General features: G+C 43.3%; 24 protein-coding genes and 1 rRNA gene. 23 read left to right on the top strand and 2 right to left on the bottom strand.

Annotated features, from left to right (window positions below):
* Nucleotides 1-91, top strand: a 5S ribosomal RNA gene (rrf, locus tag EV146_RS26000); the annotation flags it as partial.
* A 373-nt stretch (nt 92-464) separates the two neighbouring features.
* Here rrf and EV146_RS25995 read toward each other — a convergent pair.
* Nucleotides 465-1,670, bottom strand: a complete 1,206-nt coding sequence (locus EV146_RS25995) for an IS256 family transposase (protein ID WP_132011512.1) — start codon at nt 1,668-1,670, stop codon at nt 465-467.
* Between the two features lie 944 nt (nt 1,671-2,614).
* Here EV146_RS25995 and EV146_RS25990 point away from each other — a divergent pair.
* From EV146_RS25990 to rsmI, 11 genes are all read left to right on the top strand, one after another.
* A complete protein-coding gene (locus tag EV146_RS25990; RefSeq protein WP_121610389.1) occupies nt 2,615-2,833 on the top strand; it encodes a sigma factor G inhibitor Gin in 219 nt (72 codons plus the stop codon).
* 129 nt (nt 2,834-2,962) lie between these two features.
* The gene (locus EV146_RS25985) at nt 2,963-4,420 is read left to right on the top strand and encodes an aminotransferase class I/II-fold pyridoxal phosphate-dependent enzyme (protein WP_309136140.1); all 1,458 of its coding nucleotides are present in this window, start codon (nt 2,963-2,965) and stop codon (nt 4,418-4,420) included.
* An 18-nt stretch (nt 4,421-4,438) separates the two neighbouring features.
* Nucleotides 4,439-5,080: a dTMP kinase gene (tmk, locus tag EV146_RS25980; protein WP_132011511.1), complete on the top strand. Its 642-nt coding sequence runs from the start codon at nt 4,439-4,441 to the stop codon at nt 5,078-5,080.
* A gap of 149 nt (nt 5,081-5,229) precedes the next feature.
* Nucleotides 5,230-5,559 (top strand): cyclic-di-AMP receptor, encoded by a 330-nt coding sequence (locus EV146_RS25975; protein WP_121610387.1) that lies wholly within the window; start codon nt 5,230-5,232, stop codon nt 5,557-5,559.
* Nucleotides 5,560-5,638: 79 nt separating this feature from the next.
* Complete coding sequence (locus EV146_RS25970; RefSeq protein ID WP_132011510.1) at nt 5,639-6,079, top strand: YaaR family protein; 441 nt, start codon at nt 5,639-5,641, stop codon at nt 6,077-6,079.
* A gap of 14 nt (nt 6,080-6,093) precedes the next feature.
* Nucleotides 6,094-7,101, top strand: coding sequence for a DNA polymerase III subunit delta' (gene holB, locus EV146_RS25965; RefSeq protein WP_132011509.1), 1,008 nt, complete (start codon nt 6,094-6,096; stop codon nt 7,099-7,101).
* Nucleotides 7,094-7,924 (top strand): PSP1 domain-containing protein, encoded by an 831-nt coding sequence (locus tag EV146_RS25960; RefSeq protein WP_121610384.1) that lies wholly within the window; start codon nt 7,094-7,096, stop codon nt 7,922-7,924. The genes holB and EV146_RS25960 overlap by 8 nt, the downstream gene beginning before the upstream one ends.
* A 13-nt stretch (nt 7,925-7,937) precedes the next feature.
* On the top strand, nt 7,938-8,300 hold the full coding sequence (gene yabA, locus EV146_RS25955; RefSeq protein ID WP_132011508.1) for a DNA replication initiation control protein YabA: 363 nt from the start codon (nt 7,938-7,940) through the stop codon (nt 8,298-8,300).
* 61 nt (nt 8,301-8,361) lie between these two features.
* A complete protein-coding gene (locus EV146_RS25950; protein WP_132011507.1) occupies nt 8,362-9,105 on the top strand; it encodes a tRNA1(Val) (adenine(37)-N6)-methyltransferase in 744 nt (247 codons plus the stop codon).
* A complete protein-coding gene (locus EV146_RS25945; protein WP_132011506.1) occupies nt 9,092-9,379 on the top strand; it encodes a GIY-YIG nuclease family protein in 288 nt (95 codons plus the stop codon). Before EV146_RS25950 ends, EV146_RS25945 begins: the two co-directional genes overlap by 14 nt.
* Complete coding sequence (gene rsmI, locus EV146_RS25940) at nt 9,357-10,235, top strand: 16S rRNA (cytidine(1402)-2'-O)-methyltransferase (protein WP_132011505.1); 879 nt, start codon at nt 9,357-9,359, stop codon at nt 10,233-10,235. The genes EV146_RS25945 and rsmI overlap by 23 nt, the downstream gene beginning before the upstream one ends.
* 44 nt (nt 10,236-10,279) lie before the next feature.
* On the opposite strand, the gene EV146_RS25935 is transcribed toward rsmI, so the two are convergent.
* Entirely contained in the window at nt 10,280-10,567 is a 288-nt protein-coding gene (locus EV146_RS25935; RefSeq protein ID WP_121610379.1) for an AbrB/MazE/SpoVT family DNA-binding domain-containing protein, read from the bottom strand.
* 384 nt (nt 10,568-10,951) lie between these two features.
* On the opposite strand from EV146_RS25935, the gene metG reads away from it, so the two are divergent.
* The 11 genes from metG to ridA all read left to right on the top strand — a co-directional run bounded on the left by metG (nt 10,952) and on the right by ridA (nt 21,559).
* Complete coding sequence (metG, locus tag EV146_RS25930; protein WP_132011504.1) at nt 10,952-12,898, top strand: methionine--tRNA ligase; 1,947 nt, start codon at nt 10,952-10,954, stop codon at nt 12,896-12,898.
* Between the two features lie 234 nt (nt 12,899-13,132).
* On the top strand, nt 13,133-13,900 hold the full coding sequence (locus tag EV146_RS25925) for a TatD family hydrolase (RefSeq protein ID WP_132011503.1): 768 nt from the start codon (nt 13,133-13,135) through the stop codon (nt 13,898-13,900).
* 238 nt (nt 13,901-14,138) lie between these two features.
* A complete protein-coding gene (locus tag EV146_RS25920; protein ID WP_132011502.1) occupies nt 14,139-15,365 on the top strand; it encodes a G5 and 3D domain-containing protein in 1,227 nt (408 codons plus the stop codon).
* A gap of 315 nt (nt 15,366-15,680) precedes the next feature.
* Nucleotides 15,681-16,241, top strand: a complete 561-nt coding sequence (gene rnmV, locus EV146_RS25915; protein WP_121610375.1) for a ribonuclease M5 — start codon at nt 15,681-15,683, stop codon at nt 16,239-16,241.
* Nucleotides 16,234-17,112 (top strand): 16S rRNA (adenine(1518)-N(6)/adenine(1519)-N(6))-dimethyltransferase RsmA, encoded by an 879-nt coding sequence (gene rsmA, locus EV146_RS25910; RefSeq protein ID WP_132011501.1) that lies wholly within the window; start codon nt 16,234-16,236, stop codon nt 17,110-17,112. The genes rnmV and rsmA overlap by 8 nt, the downstream gene beginning before the upstream one ends.
* Before the next feature lie 152 nt (nt 17,113-17,264).
* The gene (gene yabG / locus EV146_RS25905; RefSeq protein ID WP_132011500.1) at nt 17,265-18,146 is read left to right on the top strand and encodes a sporulation peptidase YabG; all 882 of its coding nucleotides are present in this window, start codon (nt 17,265-17,267) and stop codon (nt 18,144-18,146) included.
* A 387-nt stretch (nt 18,147-18,533) separates the two neighbouring features.
* A complete protein-coding gene (veg, locus tag EV146_RS25900) occupies nt 18,534-18,797 on the top strand; it encodes a biofilm formation stimulator Veg (RefSeq protein ID WP_121610373.1) in 264 nt (87 codons plus the stop codon).
* A gap of 177 nt (nt 18,798-18,974) precedes the next feature.
* Nucleotides 18,975-19,154 (top strand): small, acid-soluble spore protein, alpha/beta type, encoded by a 180-nt coding sequence (locus EV146_RS25895; protein WP_121610372.1) that lies wholly within the window; start codon nt 18,975-18,977, stop codon nt 19,152-19,154.
* 199 nt (nt 19,155-19,353) lie between these two features.
* Nucleotides 19,354-20,223: a 4-(cytidine 5'-diphospho)-2-C-methyl-D-erythritol kinase gene (gene ispE / locus EV146_RS25890; protein WP_121610371.1), complete on the top strand. Its 870-nt coding sequence runs from the start codon at nt 19,354-19,356 to the stop codon at nt 20,221-20,223.
* A gap of 117 nt (nt 20,224-20,340) precedes the next feature.
* Nucleotides 20,341-21,156 (top strand): pur operon repressor, encoded by an 816-nt coding sequence (gene purR, locus EV146_RS25885; protein WP_132011499.1) that lies wholly within the window; start codon nt 20,341-20,343, stop codon nt 21,154-21,156.
* Nucleotides 21,157-21,184: 28 nt separating this feature from the next.
* Entirely contained in the window at nt 21,185-21,559 is a 375-nt protein-coding gene (ridA, locus tag EV146_RS25880; protein WP_121610369.1) for a 2-iminobutanoate/2-iminopropanoate deaminase, read from the top strand.
* Nucleotides 21,560-21,681: the final 122 nt, after the last annotated feature.

Genomic DNA, 21,681 nt, shown 5'->3' with positions numbered 1-21,681 from the left:
CACCCGTTCCCATGCCGAACACGGAAGTTAAGCTTCTCAGCGCCGATGGTAGTTGGGGGTTTCCCCCTGTGAGAGTAGGACGTTGCCAGGCACACAAAAGACCAGCTGTATAAGCTGGTCTTTTTTTATGGTTTTCACACTCTGGACACAGGTTTTTCAATAAATGAGAAGCATCTATGCATAACCAAAAATAATCGAGCATAACTGGAAACAATCGATCGATAACTTGCAGGAATACATGCATAAATGAAAAAAGATTTTTTTTAGAAATCAACTGGTTAAAATCAGGCATCTGCAGCCTACTTTATTCGCCAAACTGTTACCTTTTTAGACATATGAAATAAAGTTTACAGTCCCTTTTAAAACAAAGAGGGGGAGTATAAATTATTTTGTGTAAATGAATTATTTTCTTAAATAATAGTAAGGGGCTTAGCCCTATAAAGGCCACCGAAATATGACAGTGATTAGTCTTTTAACCGGTCTCCAAAAATTATCTTGAACTGACTCTTACATTCTAGCCAACTTGGTATTGGGTTACCCCATTTTTCTACTATACCTGTTGTAGCTAGATAAATGATTTTCCTAAGCGCATTGTCTGTCGGATATGCAAACTTGGTTTTCGTTACTTTTCTTAACTGCCTATGATAGCCTTCCACGGTATTGGTGGTATAGATCATCTTTCTTATATCGGATGTATAGGCAAAAAAGGCAGTTAACTCTACCCAGTTCTCTTCCCAGGAGGAAATTACTTTTTGATATTTGCTTGACCATTTTTCCTGAAGTTTACCGAATTGTAATTCCGCTTCTTCGATAACGGATGCTTTATAAACTTTCTTTAAGTCATTCATAAACTCTTGTCGATCCTTTGTAGCTACATACTTCATACTGTTTCTAATTTGATGTATGACACATAACTGAATATCTGTTTGCGGAAAAATGGACTGTATTGCTTCGGAGAAGCCCGCAAGCCCGTCTTTACAGGCAATCAGGATGTCTTCGACCCCTCGGTTTTTTAAATCTGTACAGACACTCAGCCAGAAACTGGCGCTCTCATTCTCACCAATCCAAATTCCAAGGATGTCTTTTACACCTTGAGAATTGACTCCCAGGACTGTATAGGCAGCCTTGTTAATAATGCGGTTCTCATGACGTACTTTAAAGTGAATGGCATCCAAATAAACAATAGGATACACCTGTTCCAGTGGCCGGGATTGCCATTCAAAGACCTGTGGCAATATCTTATCTGTAACTTTGCTTACTAGGCTGGGGGACACGTTGACTCCATAAATATCTTTCATGTGGTCCTCAATGTCCCTAGTCGACATTCCTTTTGAATATAAAGCAATAATTTGTTCTTCCAGACCGTTGATAGAGGTTTCATACTTTTTTACAATTTGAGGCTCGTATTCCCCTTTTCGATCCCTAGGAATATGTAGCTGTGTGTTTCCGAATTTAGTTTTAATTGTTTTTTTACTGTATCCATTCCGACTATTACCTGAGTTATTTCCAAGCTGGCTATGTTTCGAGTAACCTAAGTGTTCTTCAATCTCCGCCTCGAATACAAGCTGTAGCGTTTCTTTAAATAGAACTTTCATCATGGCAAGAATATCGTCTACTGACTCACATTCCTGTGCTAGATCCCTAATTGTTTTGTTTTCAAAGCTATGCATAAATGATCATCTCCTCCTTGGAAGTTATAACCATTTACACAAAATTAAATACGCTCTCCAAAGAGGCTGGTTTTTCCCTTGTTTTCACACTCTGGACACAGGTTTTTCAATAAATGAGAAGCATCTATGCATAACCAAAAATAATCGAGCATAACTGGAAACAATCGATCGATAACTTGCAGGAATACATGCATTAATTAAAAATGACCTCTTTTTTAGAGATCAATTAGTTAAAATCAGGCATCTGCAGCCTACTTTATTCGCCAAACTGTTACCTTTTTAGACATATGAATAAAGTTTACAGTCCCTTTTAAAACAAAGAGGCTGGTTTTTCCCTTGTTTTCACACTCTGGACACAGGTTTTTCAATAAACGAGAAAAATCAATGCATAACCAAAAATAATCCATGCATAACTGGAAACAATCAATCCATAACTTGCAGGAATCGATGCATAAATGAAAAATGACCTTTTTTTAGAAATCAACTAGTTAAAATCAGGTGTCAGTACAATGTGTTTTCGCAAAGTTGTCCCCTTTTAGATGCTTAAAATAACTGTTTTTAAAATAAAGTGGATCGTCTTTCCCAGCCTAACATTGGTGATCCAATAAACAGGAAGAATCAAGGTAAAAACCTTAAATTTGCTTTCCCCTTCATCAAAAAGAAGCACGTAATCCCGCAGCAAACCAATATATCACCCAACCTTAAAAACCTGCAGATTTAAATAAGGTAGATCCATGTATAAAAACGCCAGGCAGACTTATTCGTCAACCTACTGGGTGCCTTACTAAGCAGCAAACGGTTCATTTTTTAAATATAAATAGTAAATTTCCCTGGAGACATACACTGATTACCGTTATTCAACATACAATATAAATCAAGTAAACTCTACAATTGACAATTCGAAAAATTGTATACAAAAGGGAGTACCGGGGCAGAATGGGTGTATGGAGGTGGAGAATTTGGGTAGATCAGTAACGGACGCTCAGGTTGGGGAAGAATGTGTTGTGTGTGAACAAGTGAAACCGACTGGAATACATCTGTACACTTCATTTATCTGCACGGAGTGTGAACAAATTATGATTAAAACCGATACAAGGGACCCGAAATATAAGTTTTATGTTGAAAAGCTTAGAAAGGTTACTAAACCCGAAATCTATTCTTAAAGCTCTTTTAGGGCTTTATTTTTTTTGCTTAAAAGCATTGTGTATAAAAAAGTGCGGCTATCTCCGTCTGAAAAAACAGCGGGGCCAGTCCAAACTTTGATAAAATAAGGAGTGGAATAATATTTATTAATGAAAAATGGTGATGGTATGAACCACTTGAGGACTCCCTTGCTTGACCAGTTAATTTTACATAGCAACAGGCAGCCGATTTCCTTCCATGTACCCGGCCATAAATACGGGGAAGTCTTCCCCGCAAAGGGACATGATTTTTTTCGCCCGCTGCTCCAATTAGATGCAACGGAACTATCCGGGCTGGATGACCTTCATTCACCCGAGGGGGTCATTCTGGAATCAGAGGAGCTTTTGGCAGATCTCTACGGCACGAGGAAAAGTTATTTCCTTGTCAATGGTTCAACCTCCGGGAATTTAGCCATGATCCTAACGGCCCTGACTGAAGATGATGTAGTCCTGGTACAAAGAAACTCTCACAAATCGATTATGAACGGGATAAAACTTGCCAAGGCAAAGCCAATTTACTTAAGCCCTGAGTTTGAAAAGGAGTCCATGGTGGCTGGAGGGGTAAACATCCAGACAGTCCGCAATGCTATAGAGGCCCATCCACAGGCAAAGGCACTTATTCTGACTTATCCCAATTATTATGGAATGGTGAATGACCTGGGTGAGATCATTAACCTGGCACACAGGCACGGGATTCCCGTATTAATAGATGAAGCACATGGAGCCCACTTCATTGCAGGAGCCCCCTTTCCGTCTTCTGCTATTTCATTGGGAGCTGATCTTGTTGTACACTCGGCCCATAAAACCCTGCCTGCAATGACAATGGGTGCGTATCTGCATTATAATAGCAGCATTGTCTCTGAGGAAAAATTATCTTTTTATTTGCAGGCTCTGCAATCGAGCAGTCCTTCCTATCCAATTATGGCTACCCTGGATGGGGCCAGAAGCTACCTGGGAACCTACAGTGAACAGGATAAAGATTTTTTAATGGAAAGGATTCATCCATTCAGGGAGGAGGTTGAGAGCATTCCCGGGCTAACGGTTTTGCCGATTGGCAATGGGGATCCCCTTAAAATGACAATTTCATCTACCAATGGGGTTAGCGGTTTTCAGCTTCAGCACCTTCTCGAGGAGGAGGGAATTTACGCGGAGCTTGCTGATCCTAAAAATATCCTTTTTGTTCTTCCTTTGTTAAAAACCAATATGTCCTATCCCTTTAATGAAGCAGTACGAAAGATAAAAGCTGCAGCCAGTCGAATGACTCAATCATTTTTAGCCAGCCCGGTGCCGACAGGATTGGCGGAAAGCCAATTGAGCATTACGGCTTCAGCCGTCACCTACCGGGAAATGGAGACTCTTTGTCAGATCGAAGTTCCTCTCTCGGGCTCGGAAGGAAAGATATGCGCAGAAGCCATTATTCCTTACCCTCCAGGAATCCCTTTGCTTCTCCCCGGGGAAATAATCAGCAGCGAGCATATTGCAGTACTGGAATATTTGCTGAAGCAAGGAGCAAAGCTACAGGGAGGACAAAGCCTGGCTGCAGGCAATATTAAAATTTTTTACTATTAGTTGGAGGATATACCCAGAATGAATCATGGTTTATTTATAACAATAGAAGGCCCAGAGGGAGCCGGAAAAACAACAATTATTAACATGCTGACATCCAGGCTTGTAAGCGAAGGCCTGGAGGTGGTCGCAACCCGCGAGCCGGGTGGTATCGAGATTGCGGAACAGATCAGGGAAGTCATTTTAAATAAAGAAAATACGGCCATGGATGCTAGGACGGAGGCTCTTCTTTATGCAGCAGCCAGAAGGCAGCATCTCGTTGAGAAAGTAGCTCCTGCATTAAAGCAGGGGAAGATTATTATATGCGACCGGTTTATCGACAGCTCTCTTGCTTATCAGGGACATGCCCGGGGCCTTGGGATTGAAGAGGTTCTGACCATCAATCAATTTGCGATCGAGAACATGATGCCTCAGCTGACTTTGTATTTTGATCTGGCTCCTGAAATAGGGCTGCAGCGCATCAACAGGCATAGCGGGCGGGAAGTAAATCGTCTGGACCTTGAAACGATTGAGTTTCACCGGAAGGTCAGGGAAGGGTACTTGCTGCTGGCTGAAAGATTCTCCGGCAGAATTGCCAGAATTGATGCTTCAAGGCCACTTGAGCAGGTATTTAATGAGGCAGAAGGTAAAATTAAAGACGCAATCAGCATTCATCGACCTTAAGGAGACTTCTTCTTCTTTAAGGTTTTATTTTTTTCGAATTCCGGCACTGGGAGCCACTGGTATTTCTCATTTAGCACCTGTCCTTGTGCCGGAATGCTGGTATAATAGGAATACATAAAACTCGGAATTTTAAAATGGGGGGCATTCACATGAAACTAATTTTAGCTGTAGTTCAGGATCAAGACAGCAATAGACTTTCAAATGCGCTGGTAGAACATAATTTCCGCGCGACCAAGCTTGCCAGTACTGGCGGGTTTTTGAAGTCGGGTAATACAACTTTTATCATCGGGACTGAAGATATAAGGGTGGACAAGGCTCTGCAGGTTATTCAGGATAACTGCAAGGCGAGGGATCAGCTAGTCGCTCCAGTCTCTCCAATGGGAGGGAATGCCGACTCGTATGTGCCGTATCCGGTTGATGTTGAAGTTGGAGGGGCAACGGTATTTGTACTTCCTGTTGAACAGTTCCACCAGTTTTAACAGGATTGGCGCACCGATGAATCCCCAGGCTGATTTTAAGAGCATAGAAAAACTACATGGCTTCGGAGGTTAAGTGAAAATGAAAATACATCAGGATCCGCATTTAAAGCTGGATCAGGTGCGCCAGGAGCAAAAACAAACGGCTGCAGGCGGCGTAAGGTTCCACGAAGTTGTCCAGAAACAAGAACATAAAATGCAGATGGGACAGCTCCAGCAGCTTCTTGAACAGATTGATGCGGCAGGGAGCCGGCTTGCTCGGTCGAGAAGCTTTAAAGATATGGCCAAGTTTAAAACGCTAGTGAGGCAGTTTGTAAAAGAAGCAGTCGAGTTTGGTATGAATTTAAAGCAATCGCACAGCTGGAATCAATACGGTGAGGGGCGCTCGCTGAAAGTAGTAGAGACGATCGATGACCGTTTGGTTGAGCTTGCAGAGGAACTGCGGGCAAAGAAAGAACAGCCGCTTGATCTTCTGGGCAAAATTGGGGAGATAAAAGGACTGTTAATTAACTTATATATGTAAGAGGGTGATGGGACATGGCAAAAAACTGGGACGAGCTGGAGGCGTTACAGCCGACTGTGCTGAAGATGCTAAAAAACAGCATCCTGAAAGGCCGGGTTGCCCATGCCTATTTATATGAAGGGATGAAGGGCACTGGAAAGAAAGAGGTTGGGTTCCTGCTGGCTAAAAGCATTTTCTGCATGGAACCCGGAGAGGGATTTAAACCATGTGAAGCGTGTGTAAATTGCAAAAGAATAAATAATGGGAATCACCCTGATATTCATTTTGTTGAGCCTGACGGACTTTCCATCAAAAAAGCCCAGATCCAGGAGCTGCAGGAGGAGTTTTCAAAGACTGGAGTCGAGTCAAGAAAAAAACTGTATATGATCATGCACGCGGACCGAATGACGAACAATGCCGCTAACAGCCTGCTGAAGTTCCTGGAAGAACCCCACGCCGGGACGGTGGCAATCCTCATGACAGAACAGGCGCAGCAAATATTGCCCACTATTTTATCCAGATGCCAAATAATTGGATTTAAACCATTATCTCCTAAAAATATGATAAAAAAGCTGCTTGATCATGGAGTAAACCCGCAAAAAGCCCCATTATTGGCCCAGCTGACCAATAATTGGGAAGAGGCACTGGAATTGAACGAAAATGATTGGTTTGCACAAGCGCAAAAAATAGTGGTAAAATTATATGAAGTGTTAAAGAAAAGTCCCCTTGAAGCAATGGTAACGCTTCAGGAGAATTGGTTCTTGCACTTTAAAGAAAAAGAGCAAATCGATCGTGGTTTGGATTTATTACTTCTTATTTTTAAGGATTTACTATATATCCAGCTGGGCAAGCAAGACCAGATTGTCTACCTGGGAGAAAGTTCCCGCTTGGAGCAATATGCGCTGCAGACATCCGGACGGCGTCTGACCGAACAAATGGCAGCGATTCTGGAGGCGAAAAGAAAGTTGCACGCCAATATGAATCCCCAGCTTTTAATGGAAGAGCTGGTGTTAAAATTGCAGGAGGGATCTTCACTTGTATGATGTAGTAGGTGTCCGCTTTAAGAAAGCGGGAAAGATATATTATTTTGATCCCGGTGAACTGTCAATTCAAAAGGATGACTTTGTGATTGTCGAGACTGTCAGAGGTGTTGAATTCGGAAGAGTTGTCATTCCTCGCAAACAGGTCGGTGAAAATGATGTTGTTCTGCCTTTGAAAAAGGTTGTTAGAATTGCAGACCAGAAGGATCGGTTAATCGTTGATGAAAACAAGGCAGCGGCAAAAGAGGCTTACGAAGTTTGCGGTCAAAAGGTGAGCGAACACCAGTTGGATATGAAACTGGTTGATGTGGAATATACGTTTGACCGAAATAAAGTCATTTTTTATTTCACAGCTGATGGCAGGGTTGATTTCCGTGAGCTCGTGAAGGATTTGGCTGCCGTTTTTCGGACGAGGATTGAGCTTCGCCAGATTGGTGTACGGGATGAAGCGAAAATGCTGGGCGGAATAGGCCCTTGTGGAAGAATGCTGTGCTGTTCAACCTTTTTAGGAGATTTTGATCCGGTTTCAATTAAAATGGCCAAGGACCAAAACCTGTCTCTTAATCCTACAAAAATTTCTGGCCTTTGCGGCCGTCTTATGTGCTGCCTGAAATACGAGAACGATGAGTATGAGACGGCAAAGGAACTGCTCCCGGATCTGGGGGAAATCATCGAGACTCCAAATGGCCGCGGGAAAGTGGTAGGATTGAATATTTTGGAACGCGTCATGCAGGTTGAGCTGGCCGGACAGGAACGTGTTCTGGAGTATACACTAGATGAAGTGTTGAAAGAAGGAGCCGTTTCGATGCAATCATCCACAGATTAATGAGGTGGAAACGTTGGATAAGAAGGAGATCTTTGACTCAGTAAGTAACATGGAAGCACAAATCGGGAACCTTTATGGTCAGCTTGGTGAGTTAAAGCAGCATTTAGCGGAAATACTTGAAGAGAATAACTCTTTAAAGCTGGAAAATGAACATTTAAGACGCCGTCTGGAAAGAACCACGGAAAAGAAGGAAAGTAAAATCAGAAAAGGCAAAAAGGCCGGAAGTGATGGCCGAAATGCGGTTGATATCGGGGAAGGGTATGATAATCTTGCCCGCCTGTATCAGGAAGGTTTCCATATCTGCAACCTGCACTTTGGCAGCCCGCGGAAGGAAGGCGATTGCCTGTTCTGTCTTTCGTTTCTCAATAAAAAGTAATCGGAAGCCTTCCCCGCCAAGGGAAGGTTTTTTTTATCAATATCAATGGAGGAAATATTGAATGGTTAACCTAAAAGGAGATGAAAGATTAGATTTTTTATTGGCGGAGGAACTTCGGATTATTCAAAGTCCTTCGGTATTTGCATTTTCCCTTGATGCGGTGCTTTTAGCCAGGTTCGTTTATGTCCCGATTCAAAAAGGAAAGCTAATTGATTTATGCAGCGGCAATGGAGTCATCCCCCTTTTCCTGAGCACTAGGACGAAGGGAACGATTGTGGGAGTGGAAATTCAGGAAAGGCTTCATGATATGGCGGTAAGGAGTATCCAGTATAACCAGCTTGATGACAGGCTTTCGATGATTCATGGCGATATAAAGGAAATGCCCAAAATCCTGGGACATGCGAAGTTTGATGTCGTTACCTGCAACCCTCCCTATTTTCGGACACCGGCAACAAGAGAAATCAATGAGAACGAGCATTTGGCAATCGCGCGCCACGAAATCCTTTGCACCCTGGAGGATGCCATTAAATCAGCCAGCCAGCTTGTCAGGCAGGGAGGCAAGGTGGCATTTGTGCACCGGCCGGGAAGACTCATTGACATGATTGAGTTAATGAGAAAATACCGTCTTGAACCCAAACGGATCCAACTGGTATATCCAAAAGCCGGAAAAGAAGCGAATACCCTTCTCGTCGAAGCCATTAAGGACGGCAGCCCGGATTTAAAGATTGAAAACCCGCTGATTGTCTATAATGAGGAAAATGAGTATACTCCTGAAATCAGGGAGATTTTGTATGGAAAAGAGTGAGCATTATTTTTATGTTCTGTCCTGCAGGGATGGCAGCCTTTATGCGGGCTACACGAATGATCTGGAGCGAAGAGTAAAGCTTCATAATCAGGGGAAAGGGGCAAAATATACAAGGGGACGCGGGCCTGTTACCCTTGTTTATTCAAAGGGCTTTTCCTCTAAAAGTGACGCGCTGAAGGCAGAGTATGCCTTTAAACAATGGTCCAGGGGCAAGAAGGAAGAGTTTTTAACTAGAGAAACGGGTGGTATGTATGCATCAGCAAAAGAGCTTTGAACGGGAAAACGAAAAGGGGATATTGTATCTTGTGCCAACACCAATTGGCAATCTTGAGGACATGAGCTTCAGGGCGCTGAGGATTTTGAAGGAGGCTGATCTCATTGCGGCCGAGGATACACGAAACACCAAGAAGCTCTGCAATTATTTTGAGATTGAAACTCCGGTGACAAGCTATCATGAACATAATAAAGAAGTCAGCGGACCGCGGCTGATTGATAAGCTAAAAGAGGGTGCTAAAATCGCCCTTGTCAGTGATGCCGGGATGCCAACGATATCTGATCCTGGATATGAGCTGGTAGGGTCCGCAATCCAGGAAGAATTAACGGTCGTGCCGCTGCCTGGTGCCAATGCTGCGCTGACGGCACTCATTGCCTCTGGAATTGCGCCGCAGCCTTTTTACTTTTACGGATTTCTCCAGCGGAATAAAAAGGAAAAGCGCAAGGAACTGGAGGTCCTTTCAAGGCAAACAGCGACAATGGTTTTCTATGAGGCTCCGCACCGCCTTCGGGAGACTCTTCTCTTGATGGGAGAAGTTTTGGGAGAACAGCGGAGAATCGTTCTTTGCCGGGAACTGACCAAGAAATTTGAGGAATTCATCAGAGGAAGTATCGCAGAAGCTATTATATGGGAGGAAAAAGGGGAAACAAGAGGGGAGTTCTGCCTGATCGTTGAAGGCGGAGAATCCGGAGTGGAAAGGGAAACAGAAAACTGGTGGGCACCCCTCGGCATTCAGGAGCATGTTGAGCATTATATGAACAGCCAGGGATTGCCCTCCAAGGACGCAATCAAACAAACGGCAAAAGACCGTGGAATGAATAAACGGGAAGTGTATCAGGCATTCCATATCGATTAGTACGGATAAAAAAAGCTTCTCCATTGTTCTGGAGAAGCTTAAAATTAGGCCTTTACAGGCTCAAATGAATTTTGGATTTCCTTTAGGAGCTGTTCTGCACCTTCACGGCTAAGAATTAATTTTCCGCCTGCAAGTGTGATGTTGTTGTCAGAAACTTCCCCAGTAATTTGGCAAGTCATATTTGGCTTGTATTTTTTAAGAATGATGCGGTCATCATCAACATAGATCTCCAAAGCATCTTTCTCTGCAATACCAAGAGTTCTTCTTAGTTCAATTGGAATAACTACACGGCCAAGCTCATCAACTTTACGTACAATACCAGTAGATTTCATGTTTCTTATCCCCTCTCCATTGATGTGTTATCTCTATATTCGTCAATTTTCGACATTTATTTTTTTATATTTTTAATAATACCAGCCATTCCCATATACGTCAATTATTTTATTTTTCTTATTTTAGTAGATTTTAACAATTGTCAGGAATCGCATTGTTATAGGATTAAAAGGAATTTTTAACTATAGTATAATACCAAATATCTCTATTTCGAGACGAAATCTTAATAAAATTGTTATTATATACATAATATTTTTTTGGATTTTACATGAAAATTCGACAATATTTCTATTGACTTTCGACAACATGGAAAAGATGAAGGATGAGCGGTATAATAGTGAATTAGAATGACTTTGAGATCAAAGGACAAGGAGGCAGTTTTGATGAAGGAAAAATCGAAGACGTTTTATCTGACGACACCCATCTATTACCCAAGCGGTAATTTGCATATCGGCCATGCCTATACCACTGTAGCAGGGGATGCAATGGCACGTTATAAAAGAATGCGCGGATTTGACGTGATGTATTTAACAGGAACCGACGAGCATGGTCAAAAAATCCAGCGAAATGCAGAAGAAAAGGGAGTAACTCCTCAGGCATATGTAGATGAAATCGTATCCGGAATTCAGGATCTCTGGAAGAAGCTCGATATATCCTATGATGATTTTATCCGGACAACCCAGGACCGTCATAAGCAGACTGTAGAAAAGCTGTTTGCACGTCTTGTTGAACAGGGAGATATCTATCTTGATCAATATGAAGGCTGGTATTGTACTCCTTGTGAGTCTTTTTATACCGACCGCCAGCTTGAAGGCGGGAACTGTCCGGATTGCGGACGGCCTGTAGAGAAAGTGAAGGAAGAATCCTACTTCTTTAAGATGAGCAAATATGCGGACAGGCTTCTTCAGTATTATGAAGAGAATCCGGATTTTATCCAGCCGGAGTCCCGCAAGAACGAAATGATCAACAATTTTATCAAGCCGGGACTTGAGGACCTTGCCGTATCAAGAACTACATTCGACTGGGGAATCAAGGTTCCAGGAGATCCCAAGCATGTCATTTATGTCTGGATCGATGCCCTGTCCAACTATATTACGGCTTTGGGATATGGGGCGGAGGATGATTCCAAATACCAGAAATACTGGCCGGCTGATGTCCATCTTGTCGGGAAGGAAATTGTCCGCTTCCATACTATTTACTGGCCAATCATGCTGATGGCACTTGACCTTCCGCTGCCTAAAAAGGTGTTTGCCCACGGATGGCTGTTAATGAAGGATGGCAAGATGTCCAAATCAAAAGGAAATGTCGTAGATCCTGTCACATTGATTGACCGGTATGGCCTTGATGCATTGCGTTATTACCTCCTTCGTGAAGTCCCATTTGGATCGGACGGGGTATTCACTCCGGAAGGATTTGTGGAAAGAGTCAATTTTGATTTAGCCAATGACCTTGGGAATCTTTTGAACAGAACCGTGGCCATGATCAACCGCTATTTTGAAGGGGTGGTCCCTGTATATCAAGGCTCAGCCGGGGAGTTTGACAAACAGCTTCTGGAGGTCAGCAAGGAAAGTGTGAGGAAATACGAAGAAGCGATGGAAAACATGGAGTTTTCTGTAGCTCTTACTGCCATCTGGCAGCTTGTCAGCCGTACAAATAAGTATATTGATGAAACACAGCCTTGGGTACTGGCAAAGGATGAGGAAAATAAAGAGCAGCTCGGACAAGTGATGGCACATTTAGCAGAATCACTGCGACAGACGGCTATCCTGCTGCAGCCTTTCCTGACACGGACTCCAGGAAAAATTTTCGAACAACTCAATATTAACCATCCTTCGCTCATCAGCTGGGAAAGTCTTGAGCAGTTTGGTCTTATTCCTGAAGGAACAAAGGTCCAGAAGGGTGAACCAATCTTCCCGCGTCTCGAGATGGAAGAAGAGATTGCTTTCATCAAGGACAAGATGCAGGGAACACCTGCTCCGGTTCAGGAGGAGAAGCCTGAATTGCAGCCGGAAATTACAATTGATGACTTTATGAAAGTCGAATTGCGGGTTGCAGAGGTGATTCACGCCGAGCCTGTTAAAAAGGCAGACAAACTTCTGAAGCTTCAGCTTAATCTGGGCTATGAGAAACGCCAGGTTGTCTCGGGGATTGCCAAACATTACAAGCCGGAGGATCTGATTGGACGCAAGGTGATATGCGTAACAAACCTGAAGCCTGTGAAACTTCGAGGGGAGCTTTCAGAGGGCATGATCCTTGCTGGTTCAAAGGATGACGTGCTGTCACTCGCTACGATAGCAGAGTCCCTTCCGGTAGGAGCAAGAGTAAAATAAGATGAACGGGGAAAACATAGAAATGTTTCGTATGTAACATTTCTATGTTTTTTTATTTACAATCTTTATGTTCAGAAGCTATAATTTGCATTTACGCCTACAATCAAGGTATGATACTGACAAATTTTATGAAAAAGGGCTTCCATCTTTTTCATAGCGGGATTTAGTGAAAAAAGGACATAAAAAGCACCATAGGCAAGAAATATATATTAGGCAGCAAAAGGGGTATAAACGATGCTTTTTGACACGCATGTGCATTTGAATGCGGAACAGTTCAATGATGATTTGCAGGAGGTTATTGAAAGGGCTAAGACTGAGGGAGTTTCCCATATGGTTGTCGTCGGCTTTGACAGGCCAACCATTACCAGGGCGATCGAGCTGTGCGAGGAGCATGAGTTCATCCATGCGAGCGTTGGGTGGCACCCAGTCGATGCAATTGATATGACTCCTGAAGATTTAGACTGGCTGCGGGAATTATCTGCCCATCCCAAGGTCGTCGCCTTAGGGGAAATGGGACTTGATTATCATTGGGATAAATCTCCCAGGGAAATCCAAAAGGACGTTTTTCGAAAACAAATCCGACTGGCAAAAGAAGTGGGTCTACCTATAATCATTCATAACCGCGATGCAACAGCCGATATTGTCGAGATCCTGAAAGAAGAGGATGCCAAAGAGGTCGGAGGAATTATGCATTGCTACAGCGGCAGCGTAGAAACGGCACAGGAATGCATTGATATGAACTTTTACATATCTCTGGGCGGGCCTGTAACCTTCAAGAATGCGAAAAAGCCTAAGGAGGTTGCACAAGCAGTAGATCTTGACCGCCTGCTGGTTGAAACAGACTGTCCATACTTGACTCCCCATCCGTACCGGGGAAAACGAAATGAGCCTGCCTATGTAAAATTGGTGGCAGAACAAATTGCTGAGCTGAAGGGAATCTCCCTTGAAGAAGTGGCTCATGCAACCAGTGAAAATGCAAAAAAATTATTCGGCATAAAGTGATAACGAATGCTGTCGATTTATCCGAAAGGTTGTCCTAATTTTTTTATTTTCTTAAAAGTTCTACAGAAATTCCTTTCAACATAGGATAACCTTGTCGATAAGTCCTTCTTTCCTTTTACAAAAACATCTTGCATAATAGGGATTGCGTTCGGGGAAAGGTTTTTTGGGTTGATGCGTCGGCAGCATTGTTTGATATCACTCGAGAAAAAAGGAGGCGTTTTTCATAGTAACCCAATTTATGAAAAACCTGTTTTCCAAGTCTTTGAGTAAAAAAAAGCTGGCAATCCTTTCTGCTAGTTTCCTAGTGTTTCTTTCTGCTCTCGGTTTCTTCTTGTACGAAGGAACAAAGAAGACAGTTGCGCTGACACTGGATGGCCAAGAAAAAGTAGTAAAAACACACGCAGCCACAATTCAGGAATTATTCGATGAACTTAATATCTCTCTTGGCACAGAAGACTACTTATCCATGGCCACAAATGCAAAAGTAAAGGATGACCTTGAAATTGTGTGGAAGCCGGCAAAACAGGTTCAGTTGGTAGATGATCAGAAAAAGAAGACATATTGGACTGCTTCAGACACCGTAGAAGAATTTTTAAAGGAACAAAAGATTATCATTAAGGAACACGACAAATTAACCCCTGGCCCGGATGCAAAGTTAAAGAAAGATTTGAAGATTGACATTCAAAGAGCTTTTCCGTTAAAAGTCAAGGTTGGCGGAAAAGAACAAAAAGGATGGTCAACTTCGACTACGGTCGCTGACTTTTTATCACAGCAAGGAATCGAGCTCAATGAATTGGACCGAGTTGAACCTGCACTGACAGAAACAGTCACTAAAGAAACCTTAATAAAGGTCATTCGAGTTGAAAAAGTCACCGATGTAGTGGAAGAACCAGTTAAATTTGCAGTCGTTACAAAAAAGGACGGCACCCTGGAAAAAGGGGCGCAAAAAGTCGTGACGGAAGGCAGGGAAGGCTTGCTTTCCAAGAAATATGAAGTTGTATTGGAAGATGGCAAGGAAGTAGCCAGAAAACTTGTCAGCGAGAAAAAGGTAAGAGACAAACAGGATAAAATTGTAGCGATGGGAACAAAAGAAACCGTTGTTCAGGTTTCAAGGGGAAGTACCCCTACCCCAGCCTCAAGTTCAGGCACCTCGAGCTCAAACACCTCGAGCTCTGGCAAGGAATTTTACGTCAATGCCACTGCCTATACGGCAGGCTGCAATGGCTGTTCTGGAGTTACAGCAACAGGGCTTAACCTGAAGTCAAATCCAAATGCAAAAGTGATTGCGGTTGACCCAAGTGTCATCCCATTGGGCAGCAAAGTCCATGTTGAAGGATATGGGTATGCCATTGCCGCGGACACAGGAGGAGCCATTAAGGGAAATAAAATAGATGTGTTCGTTCCCAACAACTCCCAAGCCTATCGCTGGGGAAATAAGCGCGTCAAAATTAAAATACTCAATTAGCCAATGAATGCAGGGGATATTTCCTCTGCATTTTCTATTTTTAGTTTTAAGGTATAATAGGAAAAGTGGAAATCTTTTAGAAGCAGGTCAGTAACGCAATATATTGGTCGCAGGCCAATGGCTGTTATCCTGTAAAGCCGGGCAGGCTGGTAGCTGCTGGATAGAATGGGATGTTACATGACCCGCTGGGGCCTGGCACTGCTGAACAAAATAAACAAGACAAATAATGAAGATGCTGTTATATATATAGACGGATAATGTTGCAAATATGTTTCAGTTTTTTTAATTTTTTTACGGAGGAATTTCGGATATTATATGAAGATAAAAGAATTGATTGTAGTCGAAGGCAAGGATGATACAACCGCAGTCAAAAGGGCTGTAAATGCAGATACGATTGAAACAAATGGTTCCGCTATTAACAATAAAACACTTGATATGATCAGGAAAGCACAGCAGGCACGCGGGGTTATCGTCCTGACCGATCCGGATTTTCCCGGAGAAAAAATACGCAAGACAATTGCAGAACAAATCCCTGGGTGCAAGCATGCTTTCATTGCGAAGGAGCTGGCACTTCCAAAGGCTGGACGGGGCATTGGAGTAGAGCATGCCAAACCGGAAGTGATCAGGGAAGCCTTGAAAGATGCACAATACATGCAAGAGACCGAAAATGAAGAAATCTCGCGTGAAGATTTGCTTGATGCCGGCCTCATTGCTGGGCCAGGTGCAAAAGAGAGGCGGGAGCTGCTTGGCAATATCCTCAAAATAGGATATACAAATGGGAAGCAGCTGCACAAAAGACTTATGATGTTCCAGGTAAGCCGGCAAGAATTTGCCGAGGCCATTTTGAAACTAAGACAGGAGGACATCCATGAATAAAGATATAGCGACTCCGGTCAGGACTAAGGAGATTTTAGAAAAATACGGTTTTTCCTTCAAAAAAAGTCTTGGGCAGAATTTTTTAATTGATACCAATATACTCAACAGAATTGTAGACCATGCTGGGCTAACAGACGAAACTGCAGCGATTGAGATTGGCCCGGGGATCGGGGCGCTGACAGAACAGCTTGCGCGAAGAAGCAAGAAGGTAGTGGCTTTTGAAATTGACCAGAGGCTTTTGCCGATCCTGGAGGATACACTTTCCCCTTACCAGAATGTTAAAATTATCCACAAGGATATTTTGAAAGCTGATGTACATGAGATGATCAGCCAGGAGCTTGCTGAATTCAAAGACATCATGGTGGTGGCCAACCTGCCATATTATGTAACCACACCAATCATCATGAAACTGCTTGAGGAAAAACTCCCGATCCGCGGGATTGTGGGAATGCTTCAGAAAGAGGTAGCGGACAGGATCGCTGCACGCCCAGGGACTAAGGAGTACGGTTCCCTGTCGATAGCCATCCAGTATTATACAAAGGCTGAAACTGTTATGGTCGTACCCAAGACGGTTTTTATGCCGCAGCCGAATGTGGACTCTGCCGTAATCAGGCTGACGCTTAGAGAGGAGCCGGCTGTAAAAGTAAAAGATGAGTCATTTTTCTTTCAGGTTACCAGGGCAAGCTTTGCTCAAAGACGAAAGACGATCCTTAATAACCTTACAAGTCAGCTGCCTGATGGGAAGCAAAAAAAGGAGGAGATTGTCTCTGCCCTTAAGGAAGCCGGCATTGAAGAATCCAGGAGGGGAGAGACCTTATCCCTTGAAGAGTTTGGCCTCCTGAGTGACGCTTTATATCCAGTTTTCAGGTAAGCCCGGATCACTCCGGGCCTTTTTCTGTTGAAGATTCCTGGTGTGAAAAGCGGCAGGATACTGTACTGTCATGTTCACCAACTATATAGATCCTGCATAGCCTAACAAAGAACAACAATACTCTCAGGCATGGCCTATTTGGAGTGACGATCGTGGGCATAAAGTTAATGGATATAGTTGGAAGGTTTTCGTATAACTGTGACATCATGTTCAGAGTGATTGACATAAAAGAGGAAAATGGGAAAAAGACTGCCATCCTTTATGGAGAGGAATTCAGGCTGGTGGCAGACGCCCCTTATGAGGATCTGATCCGAATGGATTTGGATTCGCGGAGACGCCTTGAAGAAAAGGGACGTTCGCGTGAGGAGCAATCATACTTTTTGTTTCGGCAGGATGTTGAATTATTAAAACAAAGACGTGAATACGAAGTAACCGACGGCTACAGCAATGAGCTAAACTATTTTCAAATGCCGGGAAGGGTGCTTCATATTGACGGGGATGCAAACTATTTAAAAAAATGCATGGCTCTTTATGAAAGAGTCGGGGTACCGGTATTTGGGGTTCACTGCAGCGAAAAAGAAATGCCTGTAAAGATCAGTGGCCTGCTTGACTTTTACCGTCCTGATATCCTGGTCATTACTGGTCACGATGCTTATTCAAAGTCGAAGGGAACGATAGAGGATTTGAATGCATACCGCCATTCAAGGCATTTTGTCCAGACCGTCCGGGAAGCAAGAAGAAAAACACCTCATCTGGACCAGCTCGTCATTTTTGCTGGTGCCTGTCAGTCTCACTTTGAATCACTCATACAGGCAGGGGCCAATTTTGCAAGTTCTCCTGCACGGGTAAATATCCATGCCCTGGATCCTGTTTATATTGTTTCCAAAATCAGCTTTACCCCTTTTATGGACCGAATCAATGTCTGGGATGTGCTCAAGAACACACTCACAGGGGAGAAGGGACTTGGCGGCATCGAAACCAAAGGGGTCCTGCGCAATGGGATGCCCTATAATAAAAAAAAGGAAGAACCATAATGAAGCAGACCGCATCCAGCGGCTGCTTTTTTTGAATGAACTAGCATTAAGGCAGGAGGGAGTGGAAATCGCTGATGGTGGACAAGTACCGTGACGTTTCCATACTGTTCAGGGGATAGATAGCCAGTGCAAGGTAAAAAGGGGCAAAGGCTGGCAACGGTATACTTGCATGAAAAGTTATGGCAAATTCCTGCAAGTATAGGTGAGAGAATGTTAATCCTTGGTACATAAATTGTTTAGAAGCAGGAAACGCTAATAATGTTGAAAATTAGAAGAAAAAGCAGACCGAAAAATGTTGACATTTAAATTTAAGGACTGTTATAATTTATGTTTTTATTTGACGAAGTTGTGTCAGCATGTTATACTTGACATAGTGAGGTGGACCGAATGCCAAAAACATTATTGGATATTAAAAAAGCTCTTGATTCAAATTTAGGAAAAAGACTTTTGCTCAAGGCGAACGGTGGACGCAGAAAGACCATTGAGCGTTCAGGAATTCTGGCTGAAACCTATCCTTCAGTTTTTGTAATTGAACTGGATCAGGATGAAAATGCTTTTGAACGGGTATCGTACAGCTATGCAGATGTTTTAACGGAAACGGTACAAATTACTTTCTATGAAGATACTACAGGAAATATGGCTTTAAGCTAATTGCTTAAGGCAGAGCGGGCAGTGGACGTATATGTTTACTGCTTTTTATTTTGACTAAAAAAGAATTTCGGAATATGTCGAATCCAGTAAATGAAACAGGATAAATTAGGCGCTTATGAAATGAATGCTAGGTAAGAATAATAAAAATGCCACGGTGACGAAAGGAGATGGGTCCTCGTGGGCAGACGAAGAGGAGTTATGTCAGAAGGGTTTAAAGAAGAGCTTGCAAAAGAACTTGGTTTCTACGATGTTGTCCAAAGGGAAGGCTGGGGAGGAATCAAAGCCAGGGATGCAGGGAATATGGTAAAACGTGCCATTGAACTTGCCGAGCAGCAGCTCATGAACCAGAAACAGTAACTTTTCGGTGAAACAAAGTGTCACCTGCCTTCAAGCAGATTGCTAATTCAATGTTACCGTGGCGAACCGGGGCCTTTTGCTCCGGTTTTTTTTTATCCAGGAGCTCCTTTTCGACGCATTCTCCTTTTCTTTTTGTTTTTATGGTAAAATAGGACAAAAAAATGGACATCGATGAATGTTTTAAAAGTAGGTGGAAGGATTGAAGCTTTTAATAAAAGCACCGGCTAAAATCAATCTGTCGCTTGATGTACTGCATAAGCGGCCAGACGGCTACCACGAGGTGGAAATGGTCATGACGACAATTGATTTGGCCGACCGGGTCGAGCTGGGGTTACTCGACAGAGACACAATCAGGATTAACTCGCATAATCGCTTTGTCCCGGATGATCAGCGGAACCTCGCATACCAGGCTGCTTCATTGCTAAAAGAACGGTTTAACGTTAAAAAAGGGGTTTCTATTACGATTGAGAAGACGATCCCTGTAGCAGCAGGGCTTGCAGGGGGGAGCAGTGATGCAGCGGCAACGCTGAGAGGGCTGAATAAGCTTTGGGGATTAGGGCTCACTATGGACGAGCTTGCCCAGTTAGGGTCGGAAATCGGTTCGGATGTTTCTTTTTGTGTATATGGAGGAACGGCTCTGGCAACAGGCAGAGGTGAGGTAATTCAGGAACTGCCCGCCCCGCCAACTTGCTGGATTGTACTGGCTAAGCCGTTTATTGGGGTATCAACAGCAGAAGTGTACCGCAGGCTTAAGCCGGAGGGAGTTCATCATCCGGATACGAAAGGGATGATCAAGGCCATTGAGGAGAATGACTTTAAAATGGTTTGCAGCAATGTCGGGAACGTTCTGGAAGAGGTGACGCTTGAGCTCCATCCTGAGGTTGCCCAGATTAAAGATCAAATGAAACGATTTGGGGCAGACGCCGTGTTAATGAGCGGCAGTGGACCGACCGTATTCAGCCTTGTCGAGCATGACTCACGCATGCACAGAATTTACAATGGGCTCCGTGGATTTTGCGATCAGGTATTTGCCGTCCGGATGCTTGGGGAAAGGCATACATTGGATTGAAATCCAGACAAGGGCAATCAAAACAAAAGAAAAATGAGGATTTTTAAGAGTCCTTGATTAAATCCGTATAATTAAGATATAATATTCATATATTATTCGGATTTTGGAGGTTCATGGATGAAATTTAGGCGGAGTGAACGTTTGATTGACATGACGAATTATTTGCTCGAGCATCCCCGCGAACTGGTTCCTCTCACATATTTTGCTGAGAAATATGAATCAGCCAAGTCATCGATCAGTGAGGATTTAGGCATAATTAAAGAAACATTTGAACAGCGGGGAATTGGAATTTTGCAAACGGTTCCCGGAGCGGCAGGGGGAGTAAGGTTTTCCGTGAATGTGCACCAGGAGGAAGCCATACGGCTGATTCATGATCTGTGCAGTATCATGGAAAGCCCCGATCGTCTGCTGCCAGGAGGTTATTTATATATGAATGACATCCTCGGCAACCCTGCAATTCTAAAAAATGTAGGCAGAATCATTGCTTCAGCCTTTGCAAAGGCAGAGATTGATGCAGTCATGACTGTTGCCACAAAAGGAATACCCATTGCCTATGCGGTGGCTGGATTCCTTAATGTCCCGGTCGTTATTGTCCGAAGGGACCCCAAGGTAACGGAAGGGTCGACTGTAAGCATTAATTACGTATCGGGCTCTTCAAAAAGGATACAGACGATGGTACTATCAAAAAGGAGCCTGTCAGAAGGATCGCGTGTTCTGATTGTCGATGATTTTATGAAGGCTGGCGGCACCATCAATGGAATGGTGGATCTGTTGCAGGAGTTTAATGCTGCTGTTGCGGGAATTGCTGTCCTTGTCGAATCGGTAGATACAGAGGAAAGGCTTGTCGATGATTACGTTTCCCTGGTGCGTCTTTCTAATGTAGACCTGAAGGATAAGAAAATCGATGTAAGCCAGGGCAATTATTTTAACTGAATCTAAAACGAAAAGAGTGGAGAGAAAAATGAAAATTGTACAAACAAGCAATGCGCCTGCAGCGATTGGACCATACTGTCAAGGAATTGTCGTCAATAACCTGTTTTACAGTTCGGGTCAGATCCCTTTGACAGCAGAAGGTGTAATGGTTGAGGGGGATGTCAAGGCTCAGACACATCAGGTATTTAAAAACCTTGCTGCGGTTCTGGAAGAGGCTGGTGCTTCCCTGGAGACTGTAGTGAAAGCGACTGTATTTATTAAAAATATGGATGAGTTTGCACAAGTCAACGAGGTGTATGGTGAATATTTCAGCACCCATAAGCCGGCACGTTCCTGTGTAGAGGTTGCAAGGCTCCCTAAAGATGCACTTGTGGAAATCGAAGTTATTGCGCTCGTGAAATAAACGGGCGCTTTTTTATATGTAAATTCATGTTTATTTTTCCACCTTTTGTATATAATTCATAAGGTCTTTGCCTCTTAAAGTGGAATGTTTGCCCTTTCATTTAACGGAATTGCTTTACTTTT

It is taken from the genome of Mesobacillus foraminis, from assembly GCF_004340465.1.
Lineage (GTDB): Bacteria > Bacillota > Bacilli > Bacillales > Cytobacillaceae > Mesobacillus_B > Mesobacillus_B foraminis.
Note: the sequence above shows the minus strand (reverse complement) of the source record. Positions and strands in the feature narration are given on the sequence as shown.